Annotated in this window: 14 protein-coding genes and 1 pseudogene; 5 read left to right on the plus strand and 10 right to left on the minus strand. The window is 65.3% G+C overall.

All coding sequences use genetic code 11. The features are described 5' to 3' along the window. Positions 1-66 precede the first annotated feature (66 nt). Entirely contained in the window at positions 67-210 is a 144-nt protein-coding gene (locus LZ586_RS14785) for a hypothetical protein (protein WP_235077040.1), read from the plus strand. A gap of 70 nt (positions 211-280) precedes the next feature. Here LZ586_RS14785 and LZ586_RS14790 read toward each other — a convergent pair whose 3' ends face one another. Together LZ586_RS14790 and LZ586_RS14795 are read right to left on the minus strand one after the other, a co-directional pair. Continuing rightward, entirely contained in the window at positions 281-2,077 is a 1,797-nt protein-coding gene (locus tag LZ586_RS14790; protein ID WP_235077041.1) for an aminopeptidase P family protein, read from the minus strand. Between the two features lie 42 nt (positions 2,078-2,119). Next, a complete protein-coding gene (locus tag LZ586_RS14795) occupies positions 2,120-3,355 on the minus strand; it encodes a S1 family peptidase (RefSeq protein ID WP_235077042.1) in 1,236 nt (411 codons plus the stop codon). Between the two features lie 76 nt (positions 3,356-3,431). Between LZ586_RS14795 and LZ586_RS14800 the strand changes: the two genes are divergently transcribed. Then, a complete protein-coding gene (locus tag LZ586_RS14800; protein WP_235077043.1) occupies positions 3,432-5,531 on the plus strand; it encodes a S9 family peptidase in 2,100 nt (699 codons plus the stop codon). Positions 5,532-5,681: 150 nt separating this feature from the next. Here LZ586_RS14800 and LZ586_RS14805 read toward each other — a convergent pair whose 3' ends face one another. Continuing rightward, positions 5,682-5,828, minus strand: a complete 147-nt coding sequence (locus LZ586_RS14805; RefSeq protein ID WP_235077044.1) for a hypothetical protein — start codon at positions 5,826-5,828, stop codon at positions 5,682-5,684. A gap of 219 nt (positions 5,829-6,047) precedes the next feature. Here LZ586_RS14805 and LZ586_RS14810 point away from each other — a divergent pair, with 219 nt between their 5' ends. Next, complete coding sequence (locus tag LZ586_RS14810; RefSeq protein ID WP_235077045.1) at positions 6,048-6,650, plus strand: thermonuclease family protein; 603 nt, start codon at positions 6,048-6,050, stop codon at positions 6,648-6,650. 4 nt (positions 6,651-6,654) lie between these two features. On the opposite strand, the gene LZ586_RS14815 is transcribed toward LZ586_RS14810, so the two are convergent. Continuing rightward, the gene (locus tag LZ586_RS14815) at positions 6,655-7,290 is read right to left on the minus strand and encodes a DUF4893 domain-containing protein (protein WP_235077046.1); all 636 of its coding nucleotides are present in this window, start codon (positions 7,288-7,290) and stop codon (positions 6,655-6,657) included. A gap of 157 nt (positions 7,291-7,447) precedes the next feature. Continuing rightward, complete coding sequence (locus tag LZ586_RS14820) at positions 7,448-8,074, minus strand: outer membrane protein (protein WP_235077047.1); 627 nt, start codon at positions 8,072-8,074, stop codon at positions 7,448-7,450. Between the two features lie 461 nt (positions 8,075-8,535). Between LZ586_RS14820 and LZ586_RS14825 the strand changes: the two are divergent. Next, positions 8,536-8,886: pseudogene (locus LZ586_RS14825) on the plus strand (GIY-YIG nuclease family protein). A 730-nt stretch (positions 8,887-9,616) separates the two neighbouring features. On the opposite strand, the gene LZ586_RS14830 reads toward LZ586_RS14825, so the two are convergent. From LZ586_RS14830 to LZ586_RS14845, 4 genes are read right to left on the minus strand one after another with little or no spacing between them, the layout of a single operon-like run. Beyond that, complete coding sequence (locus LZ586_RS14830) at positions 9,617-10,669, minus strand: ribonucleotide-diphosphate reductase subunit beta (protein ID WP_235077048.1); 1,053 nt, start codon at positions 10,667-10,669, stop codon at positions 9,617-9,619. Between the two features lie 22 nt (positions 10,670-10,691). Beyond that, positions 10,692-11,006: a hypothetical protein gene (locus LZ586_RS14835; protein WP_235077049.1), complete on the minus strand. Its 315-nt coding sequence runs from the start codon at positions 11,004-11,006 to the stop codon at positions 10,692-10,694. After that, the gene (locus tag LZ586_RS14840; RefSeq protein WP_235077050.1) at positions 11,003-11,221 is read right to left on the minus strand and encodes a hypothetical protein; all 219 of its coding nucleotides are present in this window, start codon (positions 11,219-11,221) and stop codon (positions 11,003-11,005) included. The genes LZ586_RS14835 and LZ586_RS14840 overlap by 4 nt, the downstream gene beginning before the upstream one ends. Beyond that, positions 11,218-11,541, minus strand: coding sequence for a hypothetical protein (locus tag LZ586_RS14845; RefSeq protein ID WP_235077051.1), 324 nt, complete (start codon positions 11,539-11,541; stop codon positions 11,218-11,220). Before LZ586_RS14845 ends, LZ586_RS14840 begins: the two co-directional genes overlap by 4 nt. 98 nt (positions 11,542-11,639) lie before the next feature. On the opposite strand from LZ586_RS14845, the gene LZ586_RS14850 reads away from it, so the two are divergent. Beyond that, positions 11,640-11,915 carry a DUF2171 domain-containing protein gene (locus LZ586_RS14850; RefSeq protein ID WP_235077052.1) on the plus strand — a complete coding sequence of 92 codons (276 nt, stop codon included), beginning with the start codon at positions 11,640-11,642 and terminating at the stop codon, positions 11,913-11,915. 61 nt (positions 11,916-11,976) lie between these two features. Here LZ586_RS14850 and LZ586_RS14855 read toward each other — a convergent pair whose 3' ends face one another. Beyond that, entirely contained in the window at positions 11,977-13,875 is a 1,899-nt protein-coding gene (locus tag LZ586_RS14855; RefSeq protein ID WP_235077053.1) for a ribonucleoside-diphosphate reductase subunit alpha, read from the minus strand. Positions 13,876-14,234: the final 359 nt, after the last annotated feature.

Genomic DNA, 14,234 nt, shown 5'->3' on the forward strand with positions numbered 1-14,234 from the left:
AGGGCGCCTATGTGCTTGGGCCCGCCCGATTGTCAACCTGAACTTGTACGGTTTATCGCGTGGGCCATGGACGAAACCGAAAAGAAGGCCCGCCTCGCCGCCGCGCTCCGCCAGAATCTCCGCAAGCGAAAGGCGCAGGCGCGGGAGCAATCGGACGATGCCGATGCTCAGCGCGCCGCCCACTCCGACACCAAACGGGCCGATTCGTAACCTCGGCTGGCGATGCCCTGCGGACCCACCAGGTACATCGCCATGGTCACGGCCCCCGCCAGGAACCAGATCACGCGATTCGTGCGCACTTCGCCTCCAGCCATCGGCGTTCCTCCTCGTGCAGTTGCGGCGCGATCAGCTCGAGCACGCGTGCGTGATAAGTATCAAGCCAGCGCAGTTCCTGATCCGTTAACAGGCTGGGCTCGATCAGCGTCCGCTCGATCGGCACGAAGGTCAGCGTCTCGAACCCCAGCATACGCTGCTCGGCGCCGGCGATTTCCCGCTCGACGATCAGTACCAGATTCTCGATGCGGATCCCGTATTCACCCGGCTTGTAATAGCCTGGTTCGTTGGACAGCATCATGCCCGCGCGCAGTGGTTCCAGGCTCTGGCCGCCGGGATAGTAAGGCTGGGCGATCCGCTGCGGCCCTTCATGCACCGACAGATACGCGCCGACGCCGTGGCCGACGCCATGCCCGAAATCGAGCCCTACTTCCCACAGCGGCCGCCGCGCGAAGCTGTCGAGCTGCGCGCCTACGGTGCCATCGGGGAACACCGCGGCATCGATTGCGATATGTCCCTTCAGCACGCGCGTGAAGCGATCGCGCATCTCCGCGCTGGGCTCCCCCACCGGCATCACCCGCGTGATATCGGTGGTTCCGTCGGCATACTGCCCGCCCGAATCGATCAGGTACAATTGGCCCGGCTCGATCGGCAGGCTCGACTCGTCGGTCACCTTGTAGTGCGGCAGCGCTCCGTTCGGGCCGGTGGCGGAGATCGTGTCGAAGCTCAGATCCTTGAGGAGCCCGGTTTCCTGGCGAAAGGCCTGCAGCCGGTCCGCCGCCGACATCTCGGTCAGCCCGCCCTGCGGCGCAGTCTCCTCGAACCATTTGAGGAAGCGGACCATCGCCGCACCGTCGCGCGCCTGGGCCGCCTGATGGCCGGCGATTTCGGCGGGGTTCTTGATCGCCTTGGCCAGCACCACCGGATCGCGCACCGCGATCACTCTGGCTCCGCCGGCATCCAGCGCATCGAAGATCGCCGCAACCGCCCGCTCCGGATCGGCGGCGACACGCTTGCCCGCGAACGCGTTCAGCGCCGGGGCGAATGCCGATCGATCCTGGATGCGGATTGCGTTGCCCAGATGCTGGCGAACCGCGTCGGTCACCTTGCCCGGCTCGACGAACAGGTCGCCGGTGCCATCGGCATGGACGATGGCATAGGACAGCGCGACCGGCGTGTGCGCGACATCGTCGCCACGGACGTTGAACGCCCAGGCGATCGAATCGAGCGCCGACAGCACCACTGCATCGGCCTGCCGCTCGCCCAACCATTCGGCGATCTCGGCGCGCTTGGCCGCCGATGACTTGCCGGCATGATCGTCATCCTGCACCGAAAGCTGCGCGTCGGACGGGGCCGGGCGGTCGCTCCACACCGAATCGATGGGATTTGCCTCGACTGCCACCAACTCGGCGCCGCGCTCGGCGAGTGCCGCCCGCGTTTCATCGACCCAGCCGCGCGTGTGCAGCCACGGATCATAGCCGATCCGCCCGCCCTCGGGCACATGCGCTTCCAGCCAGGCGGTGATGCTGGTCGCCGGTACTCCGACATACTCCCAGTCTTCCGCCGACACTTGCTGGCGTACCTGGATCGTGTAGCGCCCGTCGGTGAAGATAGCGGCCTTGTCGGCCAGCACCACCGCGCTGCCTGCCGATCCCTGGAACCCCGTCAGCCAGCCCAGCCGCTGCGAGTACCCGCCGACATATTCCGACATGTGTTCGTCGGTGAGCGGTACGACGAAGCCATCCAGGCCTTGCTTGGCAAGCTGGTCGCGAAGGGCGCGAAGGCGGTCGGCATGGCTGGGCATCGGGCAGGTTCCAAATTTCGTGGCATATACCGGCGGGCCGGCTCAACGCGTGTGTGGCAGATGTCGGCGCGGGGGGACAAGGGCGGGCTCGGTCAGCAGCGACCAGCCGGCGGGCAGGTAATCGAGCGACATGTAGAAATAGAAGGCGCACGACCCGTCGCGACGATAGCTCGCGCCCTTGACCACTCCGTAGGCAGTGGTGCCGCTGAATACCGGGCCGCCGCTGTCGCCGCCCTTGCAGGTCGGGCCTGCCACGGCGACCCAGGTCGGCAGGCACGCGCCGCCGCACAAGTCGCCTGCCGGCGCGAAGTCGACCAGTTCGACCTCGGCGCAGCTATAGCCGCTGCTCTCGCCCCGGTGGCAGACGAAGTCGCCCGCACGCGTGCTCGGGCGGCTCACCTGAGCCTGCACCGGACGCTCGACCGTGCGCGCGGTGTCCGAATAGATCAGCGGACGCTCCGGTGCGGCGCCGGCAAAGATCTGCACGTCGTGATAACCCCAGCCCCACTGCCCGACAAAGCTGAGCGGCGTCGTGCTGCGATCGGGCGCGTAATAGGTCATGTCGTCCAGGCAGTGTGCCGCCGTGGTGATGCCGCTGCGCGTCGCATCGCGTACCGCGAAACCGGTGGTGCAGCGATAGCGCCTGCCGTTGGCCGGATCTATCCCGTCCACGCGCGATCCGCCATGAAGCCCCAGGTTCACGTCGGTCCGTTCCATCACCCGAACCTGCACCGGCACGCCGGTCAGCGCGGTGAGCTTCGCGTCCAGGGCCGCCGCGCCACCCTGTTGCGCGGTGACGGCGCTGCCGGCGATCACCACCAGCTCGCCGGTACGCGGGTCGAGGCCCATCGATGGCGGCGAGGGCAGGGCGGCGTTGATCGCCGCCTGGTGATACGTGATCGCCCACACCACGCGCTCGCGGCTTGCCTTGGCGCCGGTGCGGAAGGTGATCGGCACGGTCATGCCGCCAACCCGCAGCCGCTGCTCGGGCACGGCATCGCCACCGGTCAGGTAGACGATGATGCGGTAATCGGGCCGATGCTGGATCGAGATGCCGGCCAGCCGGTCACGATACCGCTTTGCGATGGCATCGGTGGTGGGAACGCTCTCGGCCTGCGCGTGCAGCCGCTGCAGCGCCTCGTCCTGCGCCACGTCGTACAGCCGGGCATATTCGCCCGCATCCTGCGTGAGCGCCTGCTCGCGCGTCTGCACCTGTGCGGACGCGTGCGGCGCGACCAGCACCGCCAGCAGCAATGCCGAAAACCAGTGAGAACCCATAACCCGCGATGTAAGGCGTGCTGCGGTGCTTCGCCAGCGTTCGACAGCAGCCCTCTTGCTGCGTTAAGGCCGGCGCATGAACGACTTTCCCAAGCCGCCTGTGGCGCAGACCCGCCCGCACAGCTTCACGCGCCACGGCGTCACCATCGAAGACCCCTGGGCCTGGCTGCGGGACCCCAACTACCCCAACGTCACCGACAAGGACGTGCTGGCTTATCTCGAGGAAGAGAACCGCTATTTCGAAACGGTAATGGCGCCGCTGAAGCCGCTCAGCGAGCGGTTGTTCCAGGAAATGCGCGCCCGGATCAAGGAAGACGAATCCACCGTCCCGCAGAAGGACGGCGACTGGCTTTACTGGAGCGATCACGAGGTTGGCGGCGAGTATCCGCGCTATTGGCGGCGCCCGGTCGCCGGTGGTGCCGACCAGCTCATCCTCGACGAACCCGCGATGGCGGAGGGCAAGGAGTATTTCCGCGTCGGCGCCATTTCGATCAGCGAGGACGGCGCGCTGATGGCCTATTCGACCGACGATGATGGCTCTGAGCGCTACACGATCCGCTTCAAGGACCTGCGCACCAGCGACGAGATCGGCGAGGCGATCGAAAGCGCCGCGGGGAAATGGGGCGATGTGTCGATCGAGGGTACGATCGGCAACATCGTCTTCACCACGGACGGCAGTGCGATCCTTTACGGCATTACCGACGACAATTGGCGCACCCGCACGATCAAGCTGCACCGCTTTGGCTCTTCGCCGGCCGAAGACATCGTCGTGTATCACGAGGAGGAACTCGGTTTCTCGGTCGGTGTCGAGCTGGTCGGCGACCGCAAGTGGATCGCGCTCACCACCAGCGATCACGAGACCAGCGAGATCCGGCTGCTCCCCGCCGACGATCCGCTTGCTACGCCGATCCTCGTCGCCCCGCGCAAGCAGGGCCGCGAGTATGACGTGGACGAGCATGAGGGCACGCTGTTCATCCACACCAACGACACCGATCCGCAGTTCCGCCTCGTCACCGCGTCGATCGACGCTCCGGGCGACTGGGTAGAGCGCATCGCGCCGTCGCCCCACTTCTACATGACCGGCATCACCTGCTTCGCCGACTTCTTCATCGTCGAGGGCCGGGAGGACGGTCTCGATCAGATCGAGCTCCACCGCTACGATTCCGCCATCGCCCCCACGCGGCTGACGTTCCCCGAAGCGAGCTATGTCGCCGGCCTGGGCGACAATCCCGAATATACGGTCGAAAAGCTTCGCCTCGGCTACGAGTCGATGGTCACCCCCGGCACCGTCCAGGATTACGACGTCGCTACCGGCGCATTGGAAACCCTGAAGGTCCAGGAGATCCCGTCGGGCTATGATCCGTCGAAATACCGCACCGAACGCCTCCACATCGCCGCGCGCGATGGCACCCAGGTGCCGGTCTCGATCGTCTATCCCGCGGACTTCCCGCGCGACGGCACCGGCAAGCTGTATCTCTATTCCTACGGGGCGTATGGCCACGCCATTCCGCCGGGCTTCTCCACCAGCCGTATGTCGTTTCTAGACCGCGGCATCGCCTTTGCCATCGCCCATATCCGCGGCGGCGATGATCTCGGCCAGCAATGGTATCTCGACGGCAAGCTGGAAAAGCGCACCAATACCTTCAACGACTTTGTCGACGTGGCGAAGGGGCTGATCGATCTCGGCTTCACATCGGCCGGCCAGATCGCCATCGCCGGCCGCTCGGCGGGCGGCGAGCTGATGGGCGCGGTGGTCAACTCCGATCCCGAGCTCTGGGGGGCCGTCGTTGCCGACGTGCCGTTCGTCGACGTGCTCAACACCATGCTCGACGAGAGCCTGCCGCTGACCCCCGGCGAGTGGCCCGAATGGGGCAACCCCGTGGAGGACAAGGCGGCGTTCGAGCAGATCCGCTCCTACAGCCCATACGACAATGTGAAGTCCCAGGGTTATCCGCCGATGTTCATCTCCGGGGGGCTCAACGACCCGCGCGTGACCTATTGGGAGCCCGCCAAATGGGCCGCCAAGCTGCGCGCCACCAAGACCGACGACAACATCCTCCTGCTCAAGACCAACATGGGCGCAGGGCATGGCGGCAAATCCGGACGGTGGGAGAGCCTGAAGGAATATGCAGACGAGATCGCCTTCATTCTCTGGCAGCTAGGGGTGGAGGCATAACGCTCCCGAGTCCCTCCCGCGCGAAGCGGGGGAGGGGAACCGCTACGGCGGAGGGGGCTGCCCCCGGGAGCAATATAGCTGAGGATGTGCGCCTTCGTCGCGCCGGAGCGCGCCATCTCCCCCGCTGAAGCACGGGGGAACAACCATCACTCACTCACTTCGAGCGTCGCTACCCGCCATGCGCATCATCAGCACGGTCTGGCGGCAGCATTGGTGGCAGAAGGCGAAGTCGAACGTCGCGCTGAGGACCCATGCCTGTGCCGGGGTGTCCCATTCGGCCCATGCCTCGCGAGTCACTGCAGTTCCGCCGCAGCGTTCGCACTCGTATTCGACCCGAGGAGCACCGCCTTCTGCCATGCGTGACCATAGCCCAGGCTAGGTCCGTTTCGGGGTCAAGTGCATCCGTAACGGAGCAAACCGATCAACCGCTCCGATCCCGCGCCGATTGTCCGGCGACGCCGCCGATCCGGACCTGCCGTCCACCTATTGCTAACCCTGTGCGGGCAAGATGCGGGAATGCGTTCTCCCTCAACCTCGCGCCGCGGCTATCGCCAGCCTTTTCCCAAGGCCGACCCAAGCCCCCGCCGTGCCAGCTCGATCGGTCCCCGCCAGGCCGTGCTGGTGCTGCTTGGCGCAGCAGCCGCTGGGCTCGCAGCCGGCAGCTGGGAAGCCATTGTCGGGCCGCACACCGCCGAAGCCGCCAAACCCGGGGTTTCCCCCGCCGGAACTGAAGCCGGGCCATCGGCCAGCGCCGCCATGCCGGTGACCACGGTCAAGGCGCGCTTCGGCCTGTGCCACACCGGCGGCGGCACCAATTGCGTGGTTGATGGCGATACCGTGTGGATAAGCGGGGAAAAGGTGCGGGTGGCCGACATCGACGCCCCGGAAACCCACCCGCCGCGCTGCGCCAGCGAGGCGCGCCTGGGCAAGGCGGCGACGCGTCGGCTCCAGGCGCTGCTAAACAAGGGCCCGGTCACGCTGGCAATCGAGGACCGCGATACCGACCGTTATGGCCGCAAGCTGCGCGTCGTGATGCGCGGCGGCCAATCGCTGGGCGAGCAACTCGTCGAGGAGGGCCTGGCTCGCCCGTGGGAGGGCCGTCGTCGCCCTTGGTGCTGAGCCCTTAGCCGCGCGGCTGCTGCTCGGGCGGCACTGGCGTCAGCTCGTACAGGTCTAACTGCCCGGGTGCCGCTCCCGCCACCGCCATGCGCCAGCGGAAGTTCCCGACCCGCTCCACCACGCCGACCACATCCGCGGCCTGGTTGGTGCCGTAGGCCACGGCATTCTCGCCGGCCCGGCGCTGTTTCGCGCCCAGGAACACGTAGCGGTCGCCATCGGCGTAGAGATACCCCGCGGTCGGCGCGGTGCCGGTCTGCTTCACGAAGCCCATGCCTTCGGGCTCGCCGCTGACATGGCAGAAATCGGCACTGCCCTTGCGGATCGTCGCGCGTGCGACGCGCAGCGCGCGGCAGTGATAGGCGCCGGGGGGAAGGGTGGCATGATCGAGCGCCGCGGCCGGATCGAGCAGGGGCGCTTGCGCCTGGCGCTGGCGGGTCGGTACCTTGGCCGCGAAGCTGGCCAGTCGCTGGGGAAGCGCGTCTAGGGTCAGGCGATCGTGCGGCGCGATCGTGTCGCGCCAGGTGACCGGGGTCTCGACCGCCTCGACGGCGATCGCTGTTGCCGGCCGCTCTTTACCCGCACATGCGGCGAGTGCGGCCGCAAGGGGAAGAACCAGGAAAATGCCGCTGCGCCGTACCATGAACCACCTTGGAGCTGCACTCGCGACAAGCCGCTGCATGCGTTACCAAAAGGTGAAGGGCGCGGGTTAACGAAGCGTAAAGACATCGCCCAGCCGAGTGGCCGATGCGATGAGACGCGGGCGGCGTTGCCGCTGCCCGCGTCCCGTCAGTCCAGCATCAGAAGTGTGCGATCACACCTGCGAGCGGCTGGAAGCTGTTGAAGTCCTTGCCGAAGCTGTTCAGCTCGAGGCGGAAGCGGATGCCCGAGTTACCGGTGATGCCGCCCAGACCGATGTCCTTCGGGCCGACTTCGACGCCGAGACCGGCGGTGATGTCGTGGAAGTCGCGGCTGTCATCGCCCAGACGGTCGAAATTGACCCACTGGTAGCCGGCCTTGGCATAGATCATGCCGCTGTCGCCCAGGCGGACGCCCGCGCGGCCGGCAACGCCATATTCCCAATCGATCGCGCCCGAGAAGCCCTTGGTCACGTTGCCTTCTGCACCGACGAAGACCGGGCCCAGCGGAACGTTCACGCCCAGCACGCCCTGCACGATGCCGCCGTCATAGTCCTGGCCGTTCGCCGAAGCGGGGATGCCGGCGGGGATCTTGTTGTCGTCGAACTGCTCCCAGCCGCCCATCACGCCGAAATACGGCTCGATGCCGAATGCCGGCGAACCGTCGGGTGCGGTCTCGGTGACGGTGGTGTCGGCGGTGGTGGTCGCCGTGGTGTCGGTGGTGTCCTGAGCGAAGGCAGCAGTCGGCAGGACCGCAGCGAGGGCTGCAGCAGCAAGGAGGGTACGCATGGTGAAAAAACCTCTTACGCAGTTAAAATACTAGCCGGCACCGCAGGCCCCGATACGCCGGGCTCTGGGCGGTGCCGTCACGGAGCAGAAGCGATCAGATAGGCTTTTGTTGCAGTGCGACTAGCGTACAAGGTCGGATACCAGCCGCCCTGTTGCAGGAATGTCACGGTCGTTTTGGCCTGAAAAATGGCGAGAATCCGGCGGGTTGGCCCCCCTGCCTTGTCGAATTGGCGCGTTCAACCACCAGGCTCGATCGGTTCGGAACCTGGTCATGACGATCCTGTGACACTTTGTTTCGCAGGTGCCACATTTATACAGGCCTAAAAATTTTTAGCAGAACGTGAGGAACCGCGAGCCACAAGGCGATCGATTTAGCCGCGACCGGTCTCCAGTCAGGGCGAAAGGTCTCTTAGTCACCCAGCCTTGTGCCGAGGTCCACCGCGCGGCAGGCTATGCAGCCGATGATCGACCGCACGCCTTGCGTCTACATCCTCGGCAACCGGTACAACGGCGCGCTTTATGTCGGCGTCACCTCGAACCTGATCGGCCGCGTGATCCAGCACCGGGAAGGCACCTTTGACGGCCACACCAAGAAGCACGGCATCAAGCGTCTAGTCTATTTCGAAACCGGGGAATGCATGGCCTCGGCCATCGCGCGCTAGAAGCAGCTCAAACGCTACCGCCGCGAATGGAAGCGCAACCTGATCGAGCGGCAGAACCCCGAATGGAACGACCTAGCGGTTGGGTTCGGGCTGCCGCCGCTGGAGCCGATCCCTGGCAGCGACCCGGACTGCGACACCGGCCAGGAGTAGCGCGCATCATTGCGCTGCCGCACCCCTTCCTCAAAGTCGCGCTGCGGTCCAACCGCGCGGGTCACCCGGCCTCGTGCCGAGGCCCACCGCGCCGCAGAGTAATGCAGCCCGAGGCGCATACCAAGCGGGCACGCAGCCCCCCTGCGCTCCAACCCAACCCGTCAGTCCAGCCGGCCAGGTGGACCCCGGCACGAGGCCGGGGTGACGATCGCGTGTTGAAAGGTGGTCCAGCCGCCGCCGCAGTGCAGCCTGGCGGATTGACGCCGTACACCCACCTCCCAGGGTCACCCCGGCCTTGTGCCGGGGCCTACCGGGCCAGTCAGCAACGCAGCCTGAGGCGCGGGCCGAGCAGGCGGCCGCCTCCGCAAGCGCCTCGTCCTTGACCCTCAATATCTTGAATTCTTCGAAAGCGCTGAAGGATGAACGGCACCGCTCTCCTCCGTCCCCACCGTCATCCCGGACTTGTTCCGGGATCCACGGTTCGGCAGGCATTGCATCCAGCGATCAGTACGTCCCACGCCATGGCGCCCCGGCCTCGTGCCGGGGTTCACTGAGCGACAAGGGGGGCGGACAGCCGGCGCCCGAACCCGCGGCTCCGAGCGAGTGCCCGAGGGGCAATGGCGGAAACCGCCCACGCAGTGCCTACCCGAAGTTCTCGCATGCGCCCCGAAGGGACCGTTGGCTCCCGACAGCGTAAAGAGGAGGGGAGCCTCGGCTCGTGGGAGCGACCTTATTCCGCCGCCACCCCGGCCTGCGAGAACATGTCGCCCTCGCCGACTTCCTCGTTCGCCGCTGGGATCACCTTGACCTTCTGGCGCTTGTCGAACGAATCCCACACGTCGTTCCACTGCCCCCGCGTCGCGCCCTTCGAATATTCGGTCGCGCGCTGCTCGAAGAAATTGGCGTGCTCGACGCCGTTCAGCAGCGGGGCGAGCCAAGGTAGGGGGTGCTCGTCGATCATGTAGATCGGCTTGAGCCCCAGCTGGCCCAGCCGCCAGTCGGCGATGTAGCGGATATACTTCTTGATCTCCTTGGGCGTCATGCCGGTCACCGGGCCCTGCTCGAACGCCAGGTCGATGAACGCGTCCTCGAGCCGCACGGTGGTCTGGCAGGTGTCCATGATGTCTTCCTTGACCGCCTTGGTCAGGCAGTCGCGCTCCTTGCAGAAGGCGTGGAACAGCCGGATGATGCCTTCGCAGTGCAGGCTCTCGTCGCGGACCGACCAGCTGACGATCTGGCCCATGCCCTTCATCTTGTTGAAGCGCGGGAAGTTCATCAGCATCGCGAAGCTGGCGAAGAGCTGCAGCCCCTCGGTGAAGCCGCCGAACATCGCGAGGGTCTTGGCGATGTCCTCGTCGGTGTCCACGCCGAACTTCTGAAGATAGTCGTGCTTGTCCTTCATCTCGCTATATTCGAGGAACATGCCGTACTCGCTTTCGGGCATGCCGATCGTGTCGAGCAGATGGCTGTAGGCCGCGATGTGCACCGTCTCCATGTTGGAGAAGGAGGCGAGCATCATCTTGATCTCGACCGGCTTGAACACGCGGCCATATTTCTCGTGGTAGCAGTCCTGCACCTCGATGTCGGCCTGGGTGAAGAAGCGGAAGATCTGGGTCAGCAGGTTCCGCTCATGCTCGGTCAGCTTCTGCGCCCAGTCGCGGCAATCCTCGCCGAGCGGCACTTCCTCGGGCAGCCAGTGGACCTGCTGCTGGCGCTTCCAGAAATCGAACGCCCAGGGGTATTCGAAGGGCTTGTAGGTCTTGCGGGCTTCGAGAAGCGGCATGGGGTTACTCCGAGAAAAACTGTTAAAGACGGTCGCGGCGCTTATTAAGGCGCGCATAGAGAATGAAGCCGAGGACAAAGGCTGGAATTGACCAAAGCCACGCGAACGCCAGCCATTCGATTGCCCCGCCGCCGAGCAGATGGGGGCTGAACCAATAGGCTTCGATCATGCATTTGCGCCGGCAGGTCGAGCCTGCACTCTCCGGGTGATCCGTCGCAATCATTAGAGCGGCGAGCCCACCGCAATATACCAGCAAACCGATCATCGTTAGCCAGAAGCGCGTTGCCCCAAGTGCGCGATAGCTCTCTTTGAGCTCAGGAATCCCGGTGAGGCTCATGCCGCCCCCGCCAGAGTTGCAACGGTCGCAAAGCCGCCAAGGAACAGCCCCAGCGCGAACAGCATCATGCCGGCAATGCGCAGCGCATAGGTGGTCGCCTCCGCGTCCGGGAGGCGCAGCGCGTCGCGGACCAGCGCCGGCTTCACCAGCGTGGTGAGGCCGACCGCGCCCGAGGCTCCGGCGATCCCGGCCATGATGGCGAGCCCGCGGGTCATCGGTGGTCGATCACCGTGCCGCGGTCGCGGACCACCTTGGTGCGGTACACGATCTTCTTGCCGCGCCACGATCCGGCGCCGAAGAACACGATCCCGAGGAAATAGCCGAAATCGTACCAGCCGCCATTGTTCGGCACGGCATAGACCGCGATGTCGGGCACGAAGAGGCTCAACAGCCACGCGACCGGGAAGATGAAGCCATGCCACATCCCGAACAGCAGCCCCGGCGCGCCCGCCTCGACCGCGCTCGGCGCCTGGCGCGCGCACGCCGCCAGGAGGGCGAAGAGGGCCAGGGTAGCTGCGGTGCGATACGGCTTCATGCGACTATCCTTGCGTATGAGTGACGAGGTCCGCGCGGTGCTGCATCGTTTCGCTGCCGCGCGCGTTCAGTGCGCGAACCAACCACCGGAGAGTTCAAATGGCTGACGCAACTGCAATCCGCGAACATATGGAAGTCATCGGCGCCGACGGCGTCCATGTCGGCACCGTCGACAAGGTCGAAGGCGACCGGATCAAGCTCACCAAGAAGGACTCGGGTGCGCAGATCGAAGGCGCCGAGCAGTCTCATGAAGGGCATCACCACTTCATCTCGCTCGGTCTCGTCGCCGAAGTCGAGGGCGACCAGGTCCGCCTGAGCGCGAACGCCGACGTGGCGATCACCTTCGAGGAAGAAGAAGGCGGTCAGGCGCTCTGACCCCATGCTCCCTCCCCCCATCGGGGGGAGGGGCATACCCTGGTGACCTAGCCCGGCCACCTCACTGGCACGCCAGGCATTCGTCATAATCCGTGCTCTCGCCCAGGTTGAACTGCGGCTTCTCGATCGTATTGTCCGCTTCCACGCCGCCGGCAAAGCCCGCGCGCTGCACCGATTTCGAGCGCAGATAATATAGCGACTTGATGCCCAGCTCCCAGGCGCGGAAGTGGAGCATCAGCAAGTCCCACTTTTCGACATCGGCAGGAATGAACAGGTTCAGCGACTGCGCCTGATCGATATAGGGCGCGCGGTCGCCTGCGAGCTCGAGGATCCAGCGCTGGTCGATCTCGAAGCTGGTCTTGTAGCAGTCTTTCTCTTCCACGCTCAGGAAGTCGAGATGCTGCACCGATCCGCCCATCTCCAGGATCGAATTCCACACGGCTTCGGAATTCTTGCTCTTCTCGATGAGCAGCTTCTCCAGATACGGATTGCGCACCACGAACGAGCCGCTGAGCGTCTTGTGGGTATAGATGTTCGCCGGGATCGGCTCGATGCACGCACTGGTGCCGCCGCAGATGATCGAGATCGACGCGGTCGGCGCGATCGCCATCTTGCAGCTGAAGCGCTCCATCACGCCCATGTCGGCAGCGTCGGGGCAAGGGCCGCGCTCGACCGCGAGCTGCATCGACGCCTCGTCGACCTGACCCTTGATCTGCTTGAACATGCGCAGGTTCCAAGATTTCGCCATCGCGCCCTCGAACGCGATCCCGCGCGCCTGCAGGAACGAGTGGAAGCCCATCACGCCCAGCCCGACCGAACGCTCGCGTGCGGCGCTATATGCCGCCTTTTCCATCCCCGGTTCGGCGCGATCGATGAAGTCCTGGAGGACGTTGTCGAGGAAGCGCATCACGTCCTCGACGAAGCCCTTCTCGTCCTTCCACTCGTCCCAGGTCTCGAGGTTCATCGACGACAGGCAGCACACTGCAGTGCGCTCATTGCCCAAATGATCCTTGCCGGTCGGCAGCGTGATTTCGGAGCACAGGTTCGACGTGGAGACCTTGAGCCCCAGGTCGCGGTGATGCTTGGGCATCGTCGAGTTCACATGATCGGCAAAGACGATGTACGGCTCGCCGGTCGCCAGCCGGGTCTCGACCAGCTTCTGGAACAGCGCGCGCGCGTCCACCTTGCTGCGGACCGAACCGTCCTTGGGGCTCTTGAGCTCCCATTCGGCGCCGTCGCGCACCGCTTCCATGAAGGCGTCGGGGATCAGCACGCCGTGGTGCAGGTTCAGCGCCTTGCGGTTGAAGTCGCCCGACGGCTTGCGGATCTCGAGGAACTCCTCGATTTCGGGGTGCGAGACGTCGAGATAGCATGCCGCCGACCCGCGCCGCAGCGAGCCCTGCGAGATCGCCAGCGTCAGCGAGTCCATCACCCGGACGAACGGGATGATCCCGCTAGTCTTGCCGTTCAGGCCCACCGGCTCGCCGATGCCGCGGACATTGCCCCAATAGGTGCCGATGCCGCCGCCGCGCGAGGCGAGCCAGACATTCTCGTTCCAGGTGTCAACGATGCCGTTCAGGCTGTCGGGCACCGAATTGAGGAAGCATGAGATCGGCAGGCCGCGGCCGGTGCCACCGTTCGACAGCACCGGGGTGGCGGGCATGAACCACAGCTTCGAGATATAGTCGTAAAGCCGCTGCGCATGGCCGGCATCGTCGGCATAGGCCGAGGCGACGCGCACGAACAGGTCCTGGAAATTCTCGCCCGGCAGCAGATAGCGATCCTTGAGCGTCTCCTTGCCGAATTCGGTGAGCAGCGCGTCGCGGCTATGGTCGACCTCGACGGCATATAGGTGCGGATTGATGGCGCGGCTGTCCCGCTCCTTGGGGGCCGCCCTGGGGGCGGCGGTGGCTTCGGCGACGCTATCGTTCACGCTGGTTTCCGTGTCCCTGAATTCCATGACTTAGCCCCTCGATCCCGCTCTACCGGCCCGGCCCGGTCGGGCAGGACGTGGTGCGAATCAGCAGGTGCCTCCGCAGCCTAGGCCTGAGAACAAAACAAGTCCATCGTCCTGGCGCTCGGTGTGTTCGAAGCCGCTTCCACATATAAGCATGCGCGCGGGCTTCTACCACTCCTTGAGGCTGCCCCCTGATGCAGCCACTACAAATTGTGCCAAAGTCCGTCCGGGCACAAGGCCCAATCGGAGCATGCGACCAACGGTTCGCCGCCGGAACAGCGGTCAGACCCGCGCGACGCATGGTCAACCCTCGCCTCCGCGAAAGGCAAGAGAACGGACGCGGAACCGAAAAAAAATTAAAG

Source organism: Sphingomonas sp. S2-65 (assembly GCF_021513175.1).
Lineage (GTDB): Bacteria > Pseudomonadota > Alphaproteobacteria > Sphingomonadales > Sphingomonadaceae > Sphingomonas.